Annotated in this window: 19 protein-coding genes; 16 read left to right on the top strand and 3 right to left on the bottom strand. The window is 36.4% G+C overall.

Annotation, left to right across the window (positions count from 1 at the left end; genetic code table 11):
- Positions 1-504 precede the first annotated feature (504 nt).
- The 10 genes from BXY82_RS12275 (at position 505) to BXY82_RS12230 (ending at position 9,552) form a co-directional block, all read left to right on the top strand.
- Complete coding sequence (locus BXY82_RS12275) at positions 505-2,178, top strand: BCCT family transporter (protein WP_133758470.1); 1,674 nt, start codon at positions 505-507, stop codon at positions 2,176-2,178.
- Positions 2,179-2,209: 31 nt separating this feature from the next.
- A complete protein-coding gene (locus tag BXY82_RS12270) occupies positions 2,210-3,088 on the top strand; it encodes a universal stress protein (RefSeq protein ID WP_133758469.1) in 879 nt (292 codons plus the stop codon).
- A gap of 125 nt (positions 3,089-3,213) precedes the next feature.
- Positions 3,214-3,978 carry an exodeoxyribonuclease III gene (locus tag BXY82_RS12265; RefSeq protein ID WP_133758468.1) on the top strand — a complete coding sequence of 255 codons (765 nt, stop codon included), beginning with the start codon at positions 3,214-3,216 and terminating at the stop codon, positions 3,976-3,978.
- Between the two features lie 208 nt (positions 3,979-4,186).
- Positions 4,187-6,325 carry a catalase gene (locus tag BXY82_RS12260; protein ID WP_133758467.1) on the top strand — a complete coding sequence of 713 codons (2,139 nt, stop codon included), beginning with the start codon at positions 4,187-4,189 and terminating at the stop codon, positions 6,323-6,325.
- A gap of 182 nt (positions 6,326-6,507) precedes the next feature.
- Positions 6,508-6,765, top strand: a complete 258-nt coding sequence (locus BXY82_RS12255) for a SemiSWEET family sugar transporter (RefSeq protein WP_133758466.1) — start codon at positions 6,508-6,510, stop codon at positions 6,763-6,765.
- A gap of 256 nt (positions 6,766-7,021) precedes the next feature.
- Positions 7,022-7,174, top strand: a complete 153-nt coding sequence (locus tag BXY82_RS12250; protein ID WP_133758465.1) for a YqaE/Pmp3 family membrane protein — start codon at positions 7,022-7,024, stop codon at positions 7,172-7,174.
- Between the two features lie 12 nt (positions 7,175-7,186).
- Positions 7,187-7,762: a DUF421 domain-containing protein gene (locus tag BXY82_RS12245; RefSeq protein WP_317128585.1), complete on the top strand. Its 576-nt coding sequence runs from the start codon at positions 7,187-7,189 to the stop codon at positions 7,760-7,762.
- 19 nt (positions 7,763-7,781) lie between these two features.
- Positions 7,782-8,450, top strand: coding sequence for a guanitoxin biosynthesis heme-dependent pre-guanitoxin N-hydroxylase GntA (gene gntA / locus BXY82_RS12240; protein ID WP_243835806.1), 669 nt, complete (start codon positions 7,782-7,784; stop codon positions 8,448-8,450).
- The gene (locus BXY82_RS12235) at positions 8,447-9,046 is read left to right on the top strand and encodes a DUF1989 domain-containing protein (protein WP_133758463.1); all 600 of its coding nucleotides are present in this window, start codon (positions 8,447-8,449) and stop codon (positions 9,044-9,046) included. Before gntA ends, BXY82_RS12235 begins: the two co-directional genes overlap by 4 nt.
- Before the next feature lie 68 nt (positions 9,047-9,114).
- Positions 9,115-9,552, top strand: a complete 438-nt coding sequence (locus tag BXY82_RS12230; RefSeq protein ID WP_133758462.1) for a hypothetical protein — start codon at positions 9,115-9,117, stop codon at positions 9,550-9,552.
- A gap of 103 nt (positions 9,553-9,655) precedes the next feature.
- Here the strand turns inward: BXY82_RS12230 and BXY82_RS12225 are convergent, their stop codons facing one another.
- A complete protein-coding gene (locus tag BXY82_RS12225; RefSeq protein ID WP_133758461.1) occupies positions 9,656-10,147 on the bottom strand; it encodes a YciE/YciF ferroxidase family protein in 492 nt (163 codons plus the stop codon).
- 265 nt (positions 10,148-10,412) lie between these two features.
- Here BXY82_RS12225 and BXY82_RS15475 point away from each other — a divergent pair, with 265 nt between their 5' ends.
- The 3 genes from BXY82_RS15475 to BXY82_RS12215 all read left to right on the top strand — a co-directional run bounded on the left by BXY82_RS15475 (position 10,413) and on the right by BXY82_RS12215 (position 11,851).
- Positions 10,413-10,550 carry a hypothetical protein gene (locus BXY82_RS15475; RefSeq protein ID WP_166643296.1) on the top strand — a complete coding sequence of 46 codons (138 nt, stop codon included), beginning with the start codon at positions 10,413-10,415 and terminating at the stop codon, positions 10,548-10,550.
- A gap of 6 nt (positions 10,551-10,556) precedes the next feature.
- Positions 10,557-10,808: a hypothetical protein gene (locus BXY82_RS12220; RefSeq protein ID WP_133758460.1), complete on the top strand. Its 252-nt coding sequence runs from the start codon at positions 10,557-10,559 to the stop codon at positions 10,806-10,808.
- Positions 10,809-11,002: 194 nt separating this feature from the next.
- The gene (locus tag BXY82_RS12215) at positions 11,003-11,851 is read left to right on the top strand and encodes an SDR family oxidoreductase (protein WP_133758459.1); all 849 of its coding nucleotides are present in this window, start codon (positions 11,003-11,005) and stop codon (positions 11,849-11,851) included.
- Positions 11,852-11,932: 81 nt separating this feature from the next.
- Here the strand turns inward: BXY82_RS12215 and BXY82_RS12210 are convergent, their stop codons facing one another.
- Positions 11,933-12,583, bottom strand: a complete 651-nt coding sequence (locus BXY82_RS12210; RefSeq protein ID WP_133758458.1) for a thiamine phosphate synthase — start codon at positions 12,581-12,583, stop codon at positions 11,933-11,935.
- Between the two features lie 78 nt (positions 12,584-12,661).
- Positions 12,662-13,837, bottom strand: a complete 1,176-nt coding sequence (locus tag BXY82_RS12205) for a dicarboxylate/amino acid:cation symporter (protein ID WP_133758457.1) — start codon at positions 13,835-13,837, stop codon at positions 12,662-12,664.
- Between the two features lie 261 nt (positions 13,838-14,098).
- On the opposite strand from BXY82_RS12205, the gene BXY82_RS12200 reads away from it, so the two are divergent.
- The 3 genes from BXY82_RS12200 to BXY82_RS12190 all read left to right on the top strand — a co-directional run bounded on the left by BXY82_RS12200 (position 14,099) and on the right by BXY82_RS12190 (position 18,621).
- Positions 14,099-14,938: a helix-turn-helix domain-containing protein gene (locus tag BXY82_RS12200; protein ID WP_133758666.1), complete on the top strand. Its 840-nt coding sequence runs from the start codon at positions 14,099-14,101 to the stop codon at positions 14,936-14,938.
- A gap of 210 nt (positions 14,939-15,148) precedes the next feature.
- Positions 15,149-16,651 (top strand): aldehyde dehydrogenase family protein, encoded by a 1,503-nt coding sequence (locus BXY82_RS12195; protein ID WP_133758456.1) that lies wholly within the window; start codon positions 15,149-15,151, stop codon positions 16,649-16,651.
- 371 nt (positions 16,652-17,022) lie between these two features.
- Positions 17,023-18,621 (top strand): sensor histidine kinase, encoded by a 1,599-nt coding sequence (locus BXY82_RS12190; protein WP_133758455.1) that lies wholly within the window; start codon positions 17,023-17,025, stop codon positions 18,619-18,621.
- The last annotated feature ends 162 nt before the right edge of the window (positions 18,622-18,783 follow it).

Genomic DNA, 18,783 nt, shown 5'->3' with positions numbered 1-18,783 from the left:
AGTTTGTTTGAAACACCGCTCACAAATGAATTTCGCCTTTTAAGTTAATAAATTTGAATCTGTCAAAGAAGATATCCTAGATTTTTTAACTTTTTTTTATTGCTATTGTCTCTGCGTCATTGATATATAAACCTTTTTTTACAGTGATATCCATTGGTATGTTGAAAATGTTTTTAAGCGTTAATTTAGAGTTGATGGTGATGGTACAGCCGCTGCATTTTAAATTCTGAAGTTGTATTGAAGTGCTATTAGTTTTTAAGTTAGATTTTTGTTTTTGAATATTCGGTTTCTGACAAACTTAAAGCATCCTCTTAATTACAATAGTAACCTTGGTTATATGGGCTGTATTATCTTTGGAAAATTTAAGCGAAAAATTTGCAAAGTATATTTAAAATGTTATAATGGGGGTCGCTTATTTATTAGGCTCCCATTCTGTGGCCGCTGATAGGTTCACTCATTAACATTCTAAGAAATACAGTCATTTTTCAATAAATCAATTTTTATATGTCGATAAAAGTCGCTAGAAAAGAAAGTGCATCCAAGTTTTTAGGTCTCGTTGTCAATAAGACCGTGTTTTTAACCGCCATCGCGGTTATCATTTTTACGGTAGGATTTACCCTAGTTTTTAAGGAACAAGCCGATTACTATTTTGGGATGGCGCAAACCTTCGTCTCTGCTCATGGCGGCTGGATTTATACATTGGTCGTCAATCTTTTTATTGTTTTTGGCTTATACATGGCCTTTGGTAAGTTTGGTAAAATCAGGATTGGAGGACACAAGGCGAAACCAGAGTTCAGTTTATGGGCTTGGTTCGCTATGTTATTTAGTGCGGGCATCGGAAATGGTTTAGTACTGTTCAGTATTGCAGATCCAGTGCGCGATTTCTTGAATCCGCCGCGCTTAGCGGGGCATGAGCCAGCGTTAATTGCACAGGAAGCCATCAACTTTTCATTTCTTCATCATGGCATTCACGGTTGGGCCATCTACTCGGTGGTCGGGCTATCCTTGGCGTATTTTACCTTTAATAGAAAAATGCCGCTCACCTTACGTTCCGCATTCTATCCCTTATTAGGAAATAGGATTCACGGCTGGATGGGCGATATGATAGACATCATGGCCGTTATCACCACCTTATTTGGGCTAGCCACAACCATTGGGTTTGGCGTTGGACAAATTAACTCCGGCTTGACCCATGTTTTTGGAATTCCGAGCTCGTTATTTTATCAGGTCATCATAATTTTAGGGGTGACTCTTGCCGCTACTATTTCAGCCTTTAGTGGTGTAAATAAAGGGGTGCAAATGCTAAGTAAGCTCAATGTTAGAGTGGCGTCTGCCATCTTTTTACTAGTACTTGTCTTAGGGCCTACGACCTTCATTTTTAAATCATACATCCAAAATATAGGTAGTTATTTAGTGCATTTTATTGATATGTCTACGTGGACTGAATCTTTACAGGGTACCGATTGGCAAAAAACTCGAACCATTATGTATTGGGGCTGGTGGATCTCCTGGTCGCCATTCGTTGGAACGTTCATTGCACGAATATCCAAAGGACGGACCATTAAAGAGTTTATATTATGTGTGTTAATTCTTCCTGCACTAGTGACCTTCTTATGGTTTAGTGCGTTTGGTGGAACCACCATGCGTGATATTTTACTAGGCGATACCGCCATGATTGCTGCTGTTAATGACAATATCTCGACAGCCCTATATGTGTTTTTCGATAAATTCCCGTTAGCCATGTTGCTAAAGGTACTAGGTGTCATCTTAATTTGTAGCTTTATAATAACCTCGGCTGATTCTGGCGCTTTGGTAGTGGATAGTATTACATCGGGTGGCAAATTAAAAACGCCACCATATCAACGTGTTATTTGGGCCGTTGCTATTGGTGTCATTGCCTCTGTTTTAATGTACGGGGGAGGCTTAAATGCCCTACAAACTGTGGTAACCATTTCTGGCTTGCCATTTGCCATACTTCTGGGTTTAATGTGTTTTTCATTGTTTCGGGGTATGACGGAAGACTATGAAAAGGCTGAACGAAAGGAAAAACTTCTGGAACGCGAAAGCTATCGCAAAAACATTCTCGATTTGGTAAATAAAGAACGCGAAGAGAAAAATTTGAAAAAGATTGATCCCAATAAAGACATAGGTAAAGAACCGAAAATAACCGATTTGTAAATTTACTTCAAAAAAAAAGTGACGTTAAGCCATGACAAAGAAAATTAAATTAGAGAACGAGTTAAATTTAATGGTAGCTCTAGACCTTACTGCAATGGATCCAATTCTATTAAAATATGTGAGCTTTTTGTGCAAGGTTTGGAATGTTGAACATTTATATTTTACGCATAATATCAAACAGTATAAATTATATGATTTATATGACGATTTTTTGGAAGAAGGTATCACCGTGGAAGATATTGTAGATAGAGGCTTGCAAAAATCTATAGATGAACATTATACGGCATCTGTTCCGTATACTCTGATCATTACTTCTGACGATTATACGGAGAGTATTCTTACACATTTAGCCAAGGAGTATAAAATTGATATTATGGTTACAGGTAACAAAGATGAATTGCAAGGTACTGGTGCCTTATCACAAAAATTGGTACGCATGCTCGATGCAAATGTGTTGTTGGTGCCTGAGGAAGCCAGACACGGTATGGATCAAGTCCTTATTCCGACAGATTTTAGTTCAGCATCTGCAAAGTGTTTCGAAGTAGCTGACAGTTTGGTAGCGCGTTCAGGAGGTAAGGTTGAAGCGTTGCACGTGTACAATATTCCATCCTTCTTTTTCCCATACATTAACACCGAGAAAGCAATTGATAAAACGAAACTGCATCTAAAGGAAAAGGTAATTCAATTCCGAAGGAAATATAAATTGAGGGAAGACATTCCCTTTAAATATATTGACAGACGAAGTCTCTCTGTAGTGGAGGCTATTGAAATGCACGCAGAAAAAGGAGATTTTGATATTATGGTAACGGCGGCTAGAGGAGCAAATAATATAACGTCCTTATTTGTTGGAAGTGTGACCAACGATTTGCTGATCAGAAATAGAAAAATGCCATTATTAGTGATTCGATAAGCTAGTTTATAGTATTTAAGGGATCGAGACTTTAGTCTTTTTTGGCTCAAATAAATATCATGGAGATGTTTAACGCTTCAGACTTTAAAACAATATTTTATTAATTTATATACCTTTTGTTACATATGAACATCATCTCTTGGAATATTAACGGCATACGCGCCATTACCAAAAAATATTTTTTTGCCGACATCTCTCAACTTGATCCTGATGTGCTGTGTCTTCAAGAAACTAAAGCACAACATAACGAAGTTGAAAAGTCCTTGTCTCAACTGACTGACTATCATCATTTTTACAATTCGGCAGATAGAAAGGGGTATTCGGGCGTGGCTATCTTAACCAAAATAGAACCCCTTTCCATAACGTATGATATGGGTATTGCAGTACACGATACTGAAGGACGGATCATCTGTGCAGAATTTGATGGGTTTTATTTGGTGAATGTCTATGTACCAAATTCCGGACAACAATTGGATCGATTGGATTACCGACAACAATGGGATAATGATTTCCGTGATTATTTAAAGAATTTGGAAGAGGCCAAACCCGTTATACTTTGTGGCGATCTAAATGTGGCGCATCGGCCTATAGATCTTAAAAATGATAAGTCAAACTACAATAAAACAGCGGGTTATACACAGATTGAAATTGACGGGATGGACAATTTGCTCAATTCGGGCTTTGTGGATGTTTATCGTCATTTTTATCCATATACAGTTGCTTATACCTATTGGAGTTATCGATTTAAGGCTCGTGAGCGCAATACAGGATGGCGTTTAGATTATTTTATAGTCAGCAATTCATTTATTGATAATATAAGTTCCGTCAGTATAATGTCAAACTATTTTGGTTCTGACCATTGTCCAATTCAACTTGAGATAGCGTTTTAATTATCGTGTATTTCTTAAATCGTAAATCGTAAATCCAATATCGCAAATAATAGTTATTTCCGATGGTATTATAATTTTAATAACGACACAAAATTCACTTTTTGTGTTAAGCTTTCTGACTTTTAATCATCAATTTTAGTATCCTAAATTATTATAAGGCCCATTTATATGGTGCAATACATTACTAATTTTTTAAAATTAAAATCTGATGGCCAAGAAGAACTCCAATAATCCCGATTCTAAAAAAATAGAAGACTTAAAGCGTTTTGAAGTAGAAACGAAAGACACCGTAATGACCACCAATCAAGGTCTTAAAGTTAATGATACCAATAATTCTTTAAAATCAGGCGAACGTGGTTCTACATTGCTAGAAGATTTTTTATTACGAGAGAAAATTACCCATTTTGACCATGAGAGAATCCCTGAACGCATTGTACACGCTAGAGGGAGTGGTGCCCATGGTTATTTTGAATTGTATGACAGTATAGAGCAGTACAGTAAAGCTGGAATTTTTACGGATACCAGCAGAAAAACGCCAGTATTTGTGCGATTTTCAACCGTAGCAGGTTCTAAAGGATCTACTGATTTGGCTAGGGATGTACGTGGTTTTGCGGTTAAATTTTATACAGAAGAAGGCACTTGGGATTTGGTAGGAAATAATATGCCGATCTTTTTTATTCAAGATGCTATGAAGTTTCCAGATTTGGTACACGCCGTAAAGCCAGAGCCGAACAAGGAGATTCCTCAAGCGGCGTCCGCTCACGATACTTTTTACGATTTTATTTCGCGGACCACAGAAACCCTTCACAATCAAATTTGGGTCATGAGTGATCGGGCCATACCCAGAAGTTTACGTATGATGGAAGGCTTTGGGATTCATACTTTTAGATTGATCAATGATAAAGGGGAATCGCATTTTGTAAAATTCCATTGGAAACCTAAATTGGGCGTGCATTCCGTTACTTGGGACGAAGCGGTGAAAATTAGTGGCGCCGATTCTGATTTCCATCGTCGTGATTTATGGGATGCGATTGATGCTGGCCATTTTCCGGAGTGGGAATTAGGCCTACAAATAGTGGCGCAAAAGGATGAGCATAAATTTGAGTTTGATTTATTAGACCCCACCAAATTAATTCCAGAAGAAATGGTACCAGTAAAGATTATTGGTAAAATGACTCTAAATAAAAATCCAGAAAATTTCTTCGCTGAAACAGAACAAGTGGCATTTTTACCGGGTCATATCATCCCAGGAATTGATTTCACTAATGATCCGCTGCTGCAAGGCCGACTTTTTTCATACCGAGACACACAACTTTCCAGATTGGGATCGCCTAATTTTCATCAAATTCCAATCAACAGGCCTGTAGTGCCAACGCATAACAATCAGCGGGATGGGCACATGCAAATGGATATCCCTAAAGGACAAACAGCATATTTTCCTAACAGTTTGAGTGGTGGGTGTCCACATCTTGCTAAAATGTCTGAAGGTGCTTTTACGCATTATGAGGAACGTATTGACGCTAGAAAAATTAGAACTAGAAGTGAAAGTTTTAGCGATCATTTTTCTCAACCTGCTTTATTTTATAGAAGTCTTGTTGATTATGAGAAACAACATGTTACGGATGCCTATATCTTTGAACTAGGGAAATGTACACATCAACACATTCAAGAGCGTATGTTGTATGTTATAGCACAAATTGATCAAGATCTAGCGAAAAAAGTCGCAGATGGACTAGGACTTAAAGTTCCAAAATCTGTTGAAAAACCATTGAATCAAGCGATAGGGGCTGATGCAGATGTCGAAAAATTTCAACCGCCAAAAAAGAAAATTTATTTAGAAAAAGACCCTGCCTTAAGTCAGTCCAATACGAAATTTGATAGCATCGAGACCCGCCAAGTCGCAGTTCTGGTTGGCGACGGATTCTCGATGACCGACTTTAATAAAATCAAAAATGCATTAGAAAAGGAGGGGGCGATGATTAAAGTTGTGGCGCCGCATGGCGGCACTGTACAGAGTGATGATGGTAAGGAACAAAAAGTGGATGCTGCTATTAACACCACTGAAAGCGTGCTTTTTGATGCGCTCTATGTTCCTGGTGGTAAAGACTCCATAAAGGCCTTAAAGAAGGAAGCGAAATTCACCAAATTTATAAACGAAGCTTTAAAACATTGTAAAGCTATTGCGGCAGACGCTGAAGGCGTGGAGTTTTTAAAAACAACTTATGTGTCAGATTTCAAGGATGATGCCGCTATTTGTTTGAATAGTGATCCTTCAAAATTCATCAATGCCATGAAGCAACATCGCAATTGGGATCGAATGGCGCAAGCACAAAAGATTCCAGTGTAAGCTAAAAGATTCGTTTTGAGGTTCACCAAAATGAACTAGCGGACTATTTTCTATATAAGGAACCAAGAGTTGAAACAAAATCATTTCGATGCTTGGTTCTTTTATATAATGCGACTTGTAAACGATTTTTGAAGGAATTAAACTCCTAAAATAAATCCATATAATAAACAGCAAAATAACTTATGACCTTTGAAGAAATTATCGGCATCTTAGCCGGCGTGCTCACAACCGTCGCGGTTTTGCCTCAAATTATAAAAGCCATCAAAACAAGGGAGGTTGAAGATGTAAGTCCATATATGTTTATTATTCTATGTTGCGGAGTAGGTCTATGGACGGTGTATGGTATTTTAAAAGAAGACTGGCCAATAATAGTAACCAATGGAATTTCCTTCGTCCTCAACAGTATTATGCTCTATATTGTAATTGGGAATAAAGACTAATTCAATTGAATTAGAGTACCCAATTGCTATACAGTTTTTGCTCTGCAAGCCCTATGGTGTTCCTCTCTTACTTAGCTCTCAGTTATTGAGCTCATATTTTTGGCTATCGCACTAAAGGTCTAGACTCCTTATTTATATTTTTATCCCTAGCATATAATGCAGAATCAAATAAGTGCGCATTGCTACTCTTTTTGAATGGTTACTGAGCAGCAATCAACGAGCAAATTTCATTACTAATTCTTTAAATATAAAATCTATGTCATTAGTTACAATTCTATTAAATATTTTCTTACCACCCTTAGCTGTTTTTTTAAAACATGGTGTAGGAACCACCCTTGTTGTTAGTATTATACTCACCTTAATTGGCTGGATTCCTGGCGTCATACACGCTTTTATAGTTAATGATTAAACCTTTGAGCCTATGCTTCAGAATTTAGCCATAACAAGTCTCGTATTAGAACCTCAATTTGAAGAGGCATTCGAAGATCTTTTTGTATTAAACCAAAAGACTTTCTTCCTCATGTTGTTCACTACATTTTTTATTTATGTGGCGGTAATTCTCTATACCCGCATCTTTGGAAAACGAAGTTTCTCAAAAATGTCCAGTTTTGATTTTGCCATGACTGTTGCAGTAGGCTCAATAATCGCTACGACAATATTGTCAGAGCGTGTGAGTTTTTTGGAAGGAGCTGTCGCACTATTAATAGTGTACATTCTCCAATTAATGGCGGCCTATTTAAGGCGCTTTAACTGGTTTAGATCACTCACTGATAATGAACCTACCTTAGTAATGGATGGCGAAACACTTTTATTTGATAATATGAAGGCCGTAAGGGTTACGGAAGGCGATATACGGTCTAAATTAAGAGAAGCCAACGTTATAAAACTGTCAGAAATTAAAGCTGTAATCTTCGAATCTACAGGAGATATGGTTGTTTTACATAAAGATAATGATGACACTATTGACGATTGGTTGTTAACGGATGTACAACGATAGCTCGAAAACTATGAAGACAATGAGTTTAGAAGAACAGCACAATATTGAGTCAGCTTATAAAGAATTTATCATCAAGGAAAAACATCCTTGTATAATGGCGAATGCAGTATTTAAATTGGATAATTATCATCTCAAGATTTATGATGACATGCGGTCTGACACGGTGATAGAACCAATGTTAGAAGATATTGAAACCTATTTAAATAATTATGATTTTGAGTCAAATGATTTTGAAACCTTATTGTTTTGTTTTAAGGAGAATGATTTTGAAACCGAACTTGAATTTGAAAAGGCCCTTTGGAATCTCTTGCAAAAACTGCATGACTGTGATGATGAAGACTGGGACGCCGAAGTGAGTGATGACGTTGAAAGTCCTAATTTTAGTTTTAGTCTTAAGGGAAAAGCATTTTACATTGTAGGGATGCATCCAAAGAGCTCCAGATTTGCAAGGCGCGCACCTTATTGCACGGTGGTGATGAATTTGCATTGGCAATTTGAAAAGTTGAGAGAAATGGGGACCTATCAAACGGTTAAAAAAAGAATTAGACGGCGTGATAAAAAATTACAAGGGTCAATTAATCCTGTTTTGCGGGATTTCGGTTCAGATACCGAAGCAAAGCAATACAGTGGCAGAGCTGTTGGCGATCAGTGGAAATGCCCTTTTCACCAAAAAATGAAGACCTTATGAATACATTACATATTATACCTCCACAAACTGGAGCTGCCTTCGAATTAAAAAAAGGAAACGTGCTTACCATAATTGACCCTATGGGGCAGCAAGTCAGTGATATGGTCGCGTTTAATCGTGAAGACACCAAAGAGAAAATATCTGCGGGAAAATCGATGGACTTTGAAGAATCTATATTACTAACCAAGGGGAATTATTTATGGAGTAACAGATCGAATAAAATGATGAAAATCATTGCCGATACCAATGGACGCAATGATTTCCTTTTGGCGCCTTGCAGCCCAGAAACATTTCAAATCATGTATGATAATCCAGACTACCATCCAAGTTGTCAGGAAAATCTCTATAAAAATCTACAACCTTATGGCATTGATGTGGATGATATTCCTACGGCCTTTAATGTATTTATGAATGTACAGTTTGATGAAAGAGGAAAGTTGAAAGTCTTGCCACCAACATCAAAAGCTGGAGATATGGTGAAGTTTCAAGCAGAAATGGATCTTATCGTAGCCTTGACAGCTTGCTCTGCAGAAGATAGTAATGGTGGTACATTTAAGCCTATTCACTATATGATAACTGAGGGTGCGTGTAAATAATTGTACTACCCTTTAAAAATTAAGAAAAATGCTATTAGTGCAGTATAATTAAGGAAAAACACAAATAGATGTCGCTAGGTGGCTTTGTTATCATGTGGATTTTAGCAGTGGTGGGTATGACTTTATTCAGCGCAGCTTGGACTGTAGTGTCAGGTAATGAATTCAGAGAACCCAAGCGCCTCTCAATATTGATGCAACGTGCCCGAGGAAAGTCGTCAGGAAATAATACAAATGTTTGGGGCTGGATCATTCATTTTTTGTTGGGAATTCCATTTTTAGGATTTTATGAAGTCTTATGGAAACTCACAGCGGCGCCAAGAACTGTTGTTTGGAGCGTTGTATTTGGGTGTGCTTTGGGGGTGTTAGGTGTTTTAGGTTGGATGCTGCTTTTCAAGATTGTTGGCGTCTCAACACAATTTAAATACAGACAGTTTTATGTACATATTTTTTTCGCGCATATTGTCTTTAGTGTAACGGCATTATTGGTGTATACACTGTTATTATGACAATTTTCAGTTGTTTATCATCCCGATAACTGGATTACGAAGATGTATTGAAGACACATACTTAAAAGAAAATCCCGAAGTAATCTTCGGGATTTTTTGGATGTTATTTAGAAGCTTTCGCTTTCTTATTCAGGCGCTGTTCGGCCATTTTATCAAGTTTTTCATCAGCGCTATATTCTTCGTCCAATGTTTTTTGCAATTTGGTAGCAACGCTTTTATGTCCTAATTCTTTCGCATATCTTACGGCAGTACCATAACCAGAAATTTCGTAATGTTCAATGCGTTGTGCATCAGCAATCAAACCTGCATTATTAACATCGTCATCTTTTTTTTCCTTAATAAAACTTTCGGCTTCTTTAATTAGGCCCTCCATACCTTTACATTTTTCACCTTTAGGATCAATGCCTAAATCGTCACAAACCTCTTCCAGTCGCTTTTTGTGGTTTTCTGTTTCCTTAAGATGGTCTTCAAATGCTTTCTTTAGTTTGGCGTCCGTAGCACTTTCAGCCATTTTGGGGATTGCTTTGAGGAGTTGTGTTTCAGCACTGTATAAATCTTGTAATTGGTGTTCAAATAAGTCATCTAATGTTTTCATGATTTTCTTTTTAAATTATCAGATACATATAAATTTTGAAATTCGTCATGTGAAATTAGGGGATAGACGCCAGAATTTCGTTTCCTAAAAGATGAAAAATTGACCTAAAAAGTAAAGACTTGAGCTACTTTAAAGTTGTTACTGCCATGCCATTATAATTGACAACACCTTCCCGCATTTCAGTCAATATCTGTGTGAAATAAGATAAACGAGTTGATGTATGTATATTAAATTGTAGATATCAAATTTTAAAAAATAGGATATCATGAGCCATACACAGAAAGATCAGGAAACAGATAGAAAAGATTCCAGTACCAAACATGCTAGAGGCAGTAAGAAGGTGCATAGTGAACGAGACGACTCCACAGAGGACGGCTTTAAACCAAATAAAACTAAAAAATAAAATATCATGAGTTTAGATAAAGATAATAACAAACACCGTGGGTATACCGAAGACAGTAAATTGAATAATACTGATGATAGTTTGGAGGGAAGATGGAGTAATATTCAGGCCGATTATCGCAAGAAAAATCCGGACATCACTGATGAAGATTTAAATTTTAAATCGGGAGAATTTGATCATATGATTGCAAGTATTGCTCGCAGAACAAACAGAAGTACTGAAGATATTAAAAATGAAATTCGCAATTGGGATATGTAAATTCTGAGTGCGGAGTTTAATTTAACAGTTGTACTATAGCCATGGATGTATTCTACATTCATGGTTTTTTATTACAATGCTCACTTTTTGACGACATTATAAATTGATTTTTTTTGAGTTATTTTTTTTTGTGTTACAGATTAAATCATAATGCCATACAAATTAAATTAGTGGGGAAATCAAAATTTTATACGATGAAAAAGCCAAAGTCATTTCCAGATCAGCAGCAATCCCAGCCAGGAAAGGAAAATAAGATGCATCCAGAGCCAGAAGTGATCCGAAAATCTTATAAAGGCTCAGATAAACTCAAGGGAAAAGTGGCGCTTATTACGGGCGGCGATAGTGGTATTGGTAGGAGTGTTGCTGTGCATTTTGCACGCGAAGGCGCGGATATTGCTATTGTTTATCTTTCTGAAACGAAAGACGCGAAAGACACACAGCAGATGGTGGAAAAGGAAGGGAGAAAATGTATATTGATAAAAACCGATTTAAAACTAAATTCTAATTGTGTCAATAGTGTTGAGACCTGTGTGAACAAATTAGGAAAATTGAATATCCTAGTCAACAATGCAGCGATGCAATTTCCTAAAGATTCCATTGAAAACATCACTAAAAAGCAACTTGAAAAAACATTTCAAACCAATATATATCCTTATTTTTATATGGTTAAGGCAGCATTGCCACACTTTAAAAAAGGTGATGTGATTATTAATACAGGCTCAGTAACCTCTTATAGGGGCAGTGATCATTTGGTGGATTACTCAAGTACTAAAGGCGCGATCACTAGTTTTACAAGGTCTTTGTCTGCACAGTTGGCCAAAAAAAATATTCGGGTTAATGGGGTAGCACCAGGGCCCATTTGGACGCCCTTAATTCCGGCTACTTTTGACGATGTTACAGATTTTGGACAAGACACCCCAATGGGTAGGGCAGGACAACCTAGTGAAGTAGGACCAGCCTATGTGTTCTTGGCAAGTGAAGATAGCAGCTATATTACGGGGCAATTTATTCATGTCAATGGAGGGGAAATGATTGGTAGTTAAAGCTAAGACGGAACGACATTGTCAATATTTAAGGTCACCAAATTCCGAAATACGGCACAATTGCAGAGTAATTATAGGAAGTTATACCCAATCATTGGCATTCCAGGCTTGCTCTTGTGTTGATGCGCCTCCTAATAGTTTTTGAAGCATAGGGACTTTCTTAAAATCCTTAGTGAGCATATCAGAAACTGCGATGCCGTAAAGGCCAATGTCCATCAAAAAAGGGACATCCTCTAATTGGATATTACCAAATGTCAGTATCGGTGTTTCTGTATCAATGGCTTGCAATAACGTTTCGTAGTCCTTGAGGCGTATTGCTGATGTTCCATCTTGATGTTCAATCCCGTATGGTCCTAATCTTATGTAATCAACGTTAGTGTCTAAAAGAAATTTACAATCCTCTAGCGTGTTTGCAACAACGCCAATACTTTGCCAACCGTGTAAATTTTCACGAACAATTAATGGCGATACTTCTAAGCTAGACAAAAGAACACCGTCTGCCTTCACCGTTTTAGCGACAGAGTAAGCATCGCCAATAACTAATCGCGTTTGGTACATACCCGTAATAGCTCTAGCCTGTTCTGCTGTATGTAGAAGGGTCAATTCATCTAAATTTCCAAGGCGTAACTCAACCAATTCTACACCCGCTATACAAGCTTCCTTAATGTTGCTTAAATGTGCTTCAGGACTGTTGCCTTGAGAGATGTAGTGTAATTTAGGAAGCGTGCTCATAGTGTCATTTGTGTTAAATGAATTCCTAAAGGAAACGGAAAACGAGTTATAAATTGGGTCTTAATCAAAGTCTGTGAGTTAAGCCACTAATTTTTCTTTTGTGATCTTATCCACTACAATAGAAATAGCTCCATCGCCAGTGACATTACACGCGGTTCCAAAACTATCCATGGCAATATATAAAGCGATCATCAATCCAATCATTTCTTCATTAAAACCTAGCATCGATTGTAATATACCTACTGCTGCCATAATAGCACCACCCGGAACACCTGGTGCCGCAACCATAGCTATTCCCAACATAAAGATGAACCCTGCAAAGAGCGCAAAATTAAAAGGCATGCCGTGTAAAATCATGAGTGCCATAGCGCAGGCCGTTATTTTCATTATACTCCCAGACAAATGGATGGTAGCGCATAACGGAATGACAAAGCCAGCAATTTTTTCTGAAACTCCATTTTTTAACGTTTGTTCTAGCGTCACCGGAATTGTTGCAGCGGAAGATTGTGTACCTAAAGCCGTAAAGTAGGCTGGCATCATAGTCCCCAATAATTTTATAGGGTTTTTCTTTGTAAGCGCCCCTGCAATGGTGTACTGCAGTAATAGGAGTAAAATATGCAAAGCGAAAATAACACCTATAATGCTTATAAATACTTTCAATATGGAAAACACTTGTCCGCTAAAAGCCATACTTGAGAAAATTCCTAAAATAAAAAGCGGTAAAAGCGGTACAATCACCTTTTCTATGAGCTGCATGATGATTTTTTCAAAGTCTTTAACTACCAATTTTAAACTTGATTTTTCTTGAAAAGACAATCCTAATCCAACTACAAAGGCAAAGACCAATGCAGACATCACATCTAGAACTGGTGGAATAGTGATACTAAAATAGGGCGTAAGTTCACGACCGGAATCGGCAATTTGAGCCACATCGTTCACGTGCGATGCTAGGAGTTGCGGAAAGATACTGGAGGTGGTAAAATAGGTCATAAATCCTGAAAACAATGTAGAGCCATAGGCTATAGCAGCCGTTACGAGTAGTAATTTGCCAGCACCTTTACCTAAATCGGAAATGGAGGGCATTATTAATCCCATAATTATTAATGGAATGGCAAAGTTTAAGAACTGTCCGAAAAACGCATTAAAAGTGGTAAAAATTCTTTTGACGGATTCCGGTAAATAAAGCCCGAAAACAATGCCCAAAACTATGGCAATAAATACTTTAAATAATAAGTTGGAGAACAATTGCTTCATGATAAACACTTATAATTAAAAGACCATTACGGTCTTCTGTAGATTATTTTTTAAGATCGCTAATATACAGCCATTGTTAGGAATGACACTTTGATAAACCTCGTTTTTTTTTGTAATTCTTATTGGGTTATCGGTCTTCTGAACAATTGTATTCGTAATGCTAATTCGCATTAAAACAAGCAGGTTTGCTAACAGTCCCGTTATTTTTTCAGTAATTTTGCGGCAACAATGAATTTGAGATCTATGCAGAAAAGAGTCAACATGCCTATAGAAAACATACCCGAAATCTATTTTGAGAGTATAAGTACACCCCAAGATTTATTCGTGTATGATTTTAAGATGACAAATGATGTGGTAAAAAGCAAAGTGAACTTAAGCATGAATATGTTTAGTTTTCTCCAGGTTGGAAAAAAACAAGTGCATTTTGCGAATACCTCGGTTGCAGTGAACAATCAACAGTCGCTATTACTAAAGAAAGGAAATTGGTTATGGACGGAGCTGTTAGATACAGACGCCATATATTATTGTAAACTGTTCTTTTTTTCTGAGAAAAAATTGACTGATTTTTTGAGCAAATACACTAATAATGTAAAACCATATCAAGAGGAAGTACCGTATTTTGTAATTGAGAATGATGATTATCTCGCGGCTTTCATATCCACTTTATCTTCACAAGCTTTTTCTAATCCTATTTTTAGTGATGCCTTATTGTTGTTGAAATTTGAGGAAATCATGCTGTATTTACTAAATAAGTACGGCAGTCAATTTGAACATTATCTGCACAGTTTAATATCTAAAGAAATATCACCTTTTAAAAATGTTGTAGAAAGTAATGTGCATTCTAATTTAAAACTGGAAGAGATTGCGTTTTTATGCAATATGAGTCTGTCCACCTTTAAACGTCATTTTACCAATGAATATCACGAGCCGCCGGGGAAATGGATTCAGGATAAACGTCTGCAGCGTGCTAAGGAATTGTTACAGACGGGCAATTTAAAAGCTTCCGATATTTATTTGGATATTGGTTATAACAACCTGTCTAACTTTAGTGTAGCCTTTAAAAATAAGTTCGGCATCAGTCCATCAGATATTTTAAAATAATTTAAAATTTGTTATTTGTTTGATAATCAATAGGTTAAGTCTTTTGATTAAGCATTTTATTTCTTAATATTTAAAGTTGAACTTTTTTCATAAGTTGTTGAACCGTATCAATAAATAGAAAGGCGAGAAGCCCACGTACATTTGCAGTGTAATTAAACAACACTTGTTTCGGCAAGTTCAATTATGAATCAAAATTAAAAATAGATAATTATGGCAAATGTAACAAAACCTGTATTCAAAGAAAGATACGGGAACTTTATTGGCGGTAAGTTCGTAGCACCTGTAAAAGGTCAGTACTTCGATAACGTATCTCCAGTAGACGGTAGAGTATTCACTCAGGCAGCACGTTCAACACAAGAAGATATTGATCTTGCACTTGACGCAGCCCACGAAGCGTTCCCATCTTGGAGTACGTCTTCAGCTACAGAACGTAGTAATGCGTTATTAAAAATTGCTCAGGTAATGGAAGATAATTTCGAATACCTTGCAACTTTAGAGACTATCGATAATGGGAAACCAATCCGTGAGTCCCGTGCAGCAGATATCCCTTACTGTATTGATCACTTCCGTTATTTCGCAGGTGTTATCCGTGCAGACGAAGGATCAATTTCAGAACACTATAAGGACACTGTTAGTATCGTATTAAACGAACCTATTGGTGTTGTTGGTGAAATCATTCCTTGGAACTTCCCAATGTTAATGTTGGCTTGGAAAATAGCTCCAGCTTTAGCAGCAGGTTGTACTGCAGTTGTTAAGCCAGCAGAACAAACACCTACTAGTGTTATTTCATTAATGGAACTTATTGGTGATATTTTACCAGCAGGTGTATTGAACATCGTCACTGGATTTGGTGCAGAAGCGGGTGCAGCATTAGCTACATCTAAGCGTATTGCTAAACTTTCTTTCACTGGTTCAACTGAAACAGGTCGTAAAGTATTGCATAACGCAGCAGAAAACATTATTCCGGTAACCATGGAATTAGGAGGAAAATCTCCAAACGTATTTTTTCCATCGGTTGCAGATCATGATGACGATTTCTATAGCAAAGCTATTGAAGGCGCGTTAATGTTCGCACTGAACCAAGGTGAAATCTGTACTGCGCCATCTCGTATTTTAGTACACGAAGATATTGCTGACGATTTCATCGAAAAAATGAAAGTGCGTTTAAGAGCAATCAAAACAGGTAATCCATTAGATCCTGAAACAATGATTGGTTCTCAGGTATCTAAAGCACAATACGAAAAAATCCTTAGTTATATCAACATAGGTAAAGAAGAAGGTGCTGAAGTAGTAGCTGGTGGAGAAGCTGGAAACTACGAAGGTGAACTTTCTGAAGGATACTACATCCAACCTACCGTATTAAAAGGTGATAACAACATGCGTGTGTTCCAGGAAGAAATTTTTGGCCCAGTTGTAGCATTAACAACATTCAGTTCTACTGAAGAGGCTATTGCCATCGCAAACGATACGCCTTACGGATTAGGTGCAGGTGTTTGGTCTCGTGACGCTCACGAATTATACCAAGTACCACGTGCTATCCAAGCGGGTAGAGTTTGGGTAAACCAATACCATACCTATCCTGCTCACGCTCCTTTTGGTGGTGTGAAAGAATCAGGATTTGGTCGTGAAAACCATAAAATGGCATTAGATCATTACCGTGTTGTAAAAAACATGTTGATCTCTTACGATAAGAAACCTATGGGATTCTTCTAATTGAAACTTTATAAACTAAGTTTATAATAAAAACCCCGGCATATGCTGGGGTTTTGTTGTTTTATAATAAACCTAACCTTTAACCTTTATGCCATTTTTACCGCAGAAAAGAAGTGATTATAGCATTCATTAACAATTGTAAAAAATTGTTGCGAGAACATTTTATTTTCGCTTCCCACAAATTGGCTAATTGAATCTAAACGATGCGTAACGATTGTTTATCTCTTTTAAATTTTAAGTGTTTCAATTGTTTTATGAAGCTTATGTTTAAAATATTTGACAGATAATATGGATAATGATTCTCAAATTTAAAGTAACTTCGAATTACATAAAGGTCCATTTCAATTTAAAATATTCTTTTTATATACCCCATGAAAATCAGTAAGTCCTTGATAACGATTGTTTTCGTCCTAATTTTAGGTGGATTGTTACTTCAACAGCTGATTTCAACATATCAAGAATTAGAGCGAAAAAAAATACAGAATAAACTAGAAAAGACACATTCAGATGCTATGATTCGAGCGAAAGCAGGAATTGATGTCTATGCAACATTAGTATCTTCTTTAAAGAGCCATATCAAAAACACACCTATATTTCCTACAGAAATTGAATTACAAAACTATTTAAATGATTTACTAGGTGAAATAAAATTTAATGATTCTATAGTCGTAAGTTATATAGATCCAACCCATGTTTTTAAATATGTTGTAGCTCCGAATGCTATTGATGCTCCAGGACTTAAGGGCGTTTCTTTAATAGGGCTTCTAGACAAAGAAAGAATAGAGGCATTAGATGAGCTAATGACTACTGATGATATTCGCATCTTTACACCAATTAATCTAAGAGAGGGTTGGGTTGGATTTCCATTTAACTTTACAGTTCACGATAAACAAAATAACGTCTTGGGCTATATGGCTCCTGTAATTAACGCAAAATATTTATTGGATTATTTTTATGAAGGGGATGACAATGAGGAGTTTGCACACAAGTTTATAGTAAAAGATACTGTTGATTTGACCCGGGAAGTGGTTTACAATAAAACCACCATTTATAATAAAACCACTGACCCAGAATATTATAAGAATTTTAAAATTTCTGAGGCTGATTTTATTTATTCCAATATCAATGTATTCGGTTTGAACTTAAAAATTGGAAGTGCCTACAAACAAAAACCTGAAATTTCAAATACAATAGCCTACCTGGCTTATTTATGGTATTTTATAATTTCTTTATCAATCATTATTATTTTTTATCTATTCTTAAAAAACAAAAGGTTAAATAGAGATCTAAATCTTGCTAATACTCAAATTAATTCAAAAAACGCCGAATTAGAGAAAAGCCTATTTAAAATACAAACTCTTATTAAAGAAATACATCATAGGGTTAAAAATAATATGCAAATGATTTCTGGCATATTAAGTTTGCAACAAGATGAAAGTACTGATGAAGCCGTTAAATCGGCTTTAGAGCAAAGCAAATCCCGAATACACTCTATGGCTTTAGTACATGAAAAGCTTTATGGAAGTGTTTCACTTAAGGACATAAAAACAAAAGAATACACCGAACAATTATTAGATTTTGTTGAAGAAATTATTGGCGTTAAGGATTTAAATTTAAAAAAGACTATTAAAATAGATGATGATTTAATCTTTGATGGTGATACCACATCCAATCTCGGACTAATTCTTAACGAATTAGTAGCAAATTCGTATAAGCATGCCTTCAAAATGGATAAAGTAAATACTTTGGAAATATCTATTTTTAAGGACAAAGATCATTTTATTTTGGTTTACTCTGATAATGGTTCAGGACTTCCTGAAAATTATAATTTTAAGGAATCTGAATCTTTGGGTATTCAGCTCATTTTAATATTGGCAGATCAGCTTAATGGGGAAATGAACTATTCAAATGACGATAAAAGCACTTTTAAAATACACTTTAAGCCCATTGAGATTAGTTTTTCAGAATAATTACAACATTCAGTTGGACTGACGAAGCGATTGCCATCTCAAACAAAACGCCTTACAGTTTAGGTTGGTCGTAAAAACCACAAAATGGCATTAGATCATTGCCGTGTTGTAAAAAACATGTTGATCTCTTACGATAAGAAACCTACGGGATTCTTCTAATTG

This window comes from Gelidibacter sediminis (genome assembly GCF_004364975.1).
GTDB lineage: Bacteria > Bacteroidota > Bacteroidia > Flavobacteriales > Flavobacteriaceae > Gelidibacter > Gelidibacter sediminis.
This window is presented reverse-complemented; position numbering and strand designations above follow the sequence as displayed.

Excerpts from the sequence above, each read along its gene's own strand:
- BXY82_RS12275 (WP_133758470.1), top strand. The coding sequence starts at position 505 with ATGTCGATAAAAGTCGCTAGAAAAGAAAGTGCATCCAAGTTTTTAGGT.
- gntA (WP_243835806.1), top strand. The coding sequence starts at position 7,782 with ATGAGTTTAGAAGAACAGCACAATATTGAGTCAGCTTATAAAGAATTT.
- BXY82_RS12230 (WP_133758462.1), top strand. The coding sequence starts at position 9,115 with ATGTCGCTAGGTGGCTTTGTTATCATGTGGATTTTAGCAGTGGTGGGT.
- BXY82_RS15475 (WP_166643296.1), top strand. The coding sequence starts at position 10,413 with ATGAGCCATACACAGAAAGATCAGGAAACAGATAGAAAAGATTCCAGT.
- BXY82_RS12265 (WP_133758468.1), top strand. The coding sequence starts at position 3,214 with ATGAACATCATCTCTTGGAATATTAACGGCATACGCGCCATTACCAAA.
- BXY82_RS12245 (WP_317128585.1), top strand. The coding sequence starts at position 7,187 with ATGCTTCAGAATTTAGCCATAACAAGTCTCGTATTAGAACCTCAATTT.
- BXY82_RS12205 (WP_133758457.1), bottom strand. The coding sequence starts at position 13,837 with ATGAAGCAATTGTTCTCCAACTTATTATTTAAAGTATTTATTGCCATA.
- BXY82_RS12200 (WP_133758666.1), top strand. The coding sequence starts at position 14,099 with ATGCCTATAGAAAACATACCCGAAATCTATTTTGAGAGTATAAGTACA.
- BXY82_RS12235 (WP_133758463.1), top strand. The coding sequence starts at position 8,447 with ATGAATACATTACATATTATACCTCCACAAACTGGAGCTGCCTTCGAA.
- BXY82_RS12190 (WP_133758455.1), top strand. The coding sequence starts at position 17,023 with ATGAAAATCAGTAAGTCCTTGATAACGATTGTTTTCGTCCTAATTTTA.
- BXY82_RS12250 (WP_133758465.1), top strand. The coding sequence starts at position 7,022 with ATGTCATTAGTTACAATTCTATTAAATATTTTCTTACCACCCTTAGCT.
- BXY82_RS12225 (WP_133758461.1), bottom strand. The coding sequence starts at position 10,147 with ATGAAAACATTAGATGACTTATTTGAACACCAATTACAAGATTTATAC.
- BXY82_RS12215 (WP_133758459.1), top strand. The coding sequence starts at position 11,003 with ATGAAAAAGCCAAAGTCATTTCCAGATCAGCAGCAATCCCAGCCAGGA.
- BXY82_RS12270 (WP_133758469.1), top strand. The coding sequence starts at position 2,210 with ATGACAAAGAAAATTAAATTAGAGAACGAGTTAAATTTAATGGTAGCT.
- BXY82_RS12260 (WP_133758467.1), top strand. The coding sequence starts at position 4,187 with ATGGCCAAGAAGAACTCCAATAATCCCGATTCTAAAAAAATAGAAGAC.
- BXY82_RS12220 (WP_133758460.1), top strand. The coding sequence starts at position 10,557 with ATGAGTTTAGATAAAGATAATAACAAACACCGTGGGTATACCGAAGAC.
- BXY82_RS12195 (WP_133758456.1), top strand. The coding sequence starts at position 15,149 with ATGGCAAATGTAACAAAACCTGTATTCAAAGAAAGATACGGGAACTTT.
- BXY82_RS12210 (WP_133758458.1), bottom strand. The coding sequence starts at position 12,583 with ATGAGCACGCTTCCTAAATTACACTACATCTCTCAAGGCAACAGTCCT.
- BXY82_RS12255 (WP_133758466.1), top strand. The coding sequence starts at position 6,508 with ATGACCTTTGAAGAAATTATCGGCATCTTAGCCGGCGTGCTCACAACC.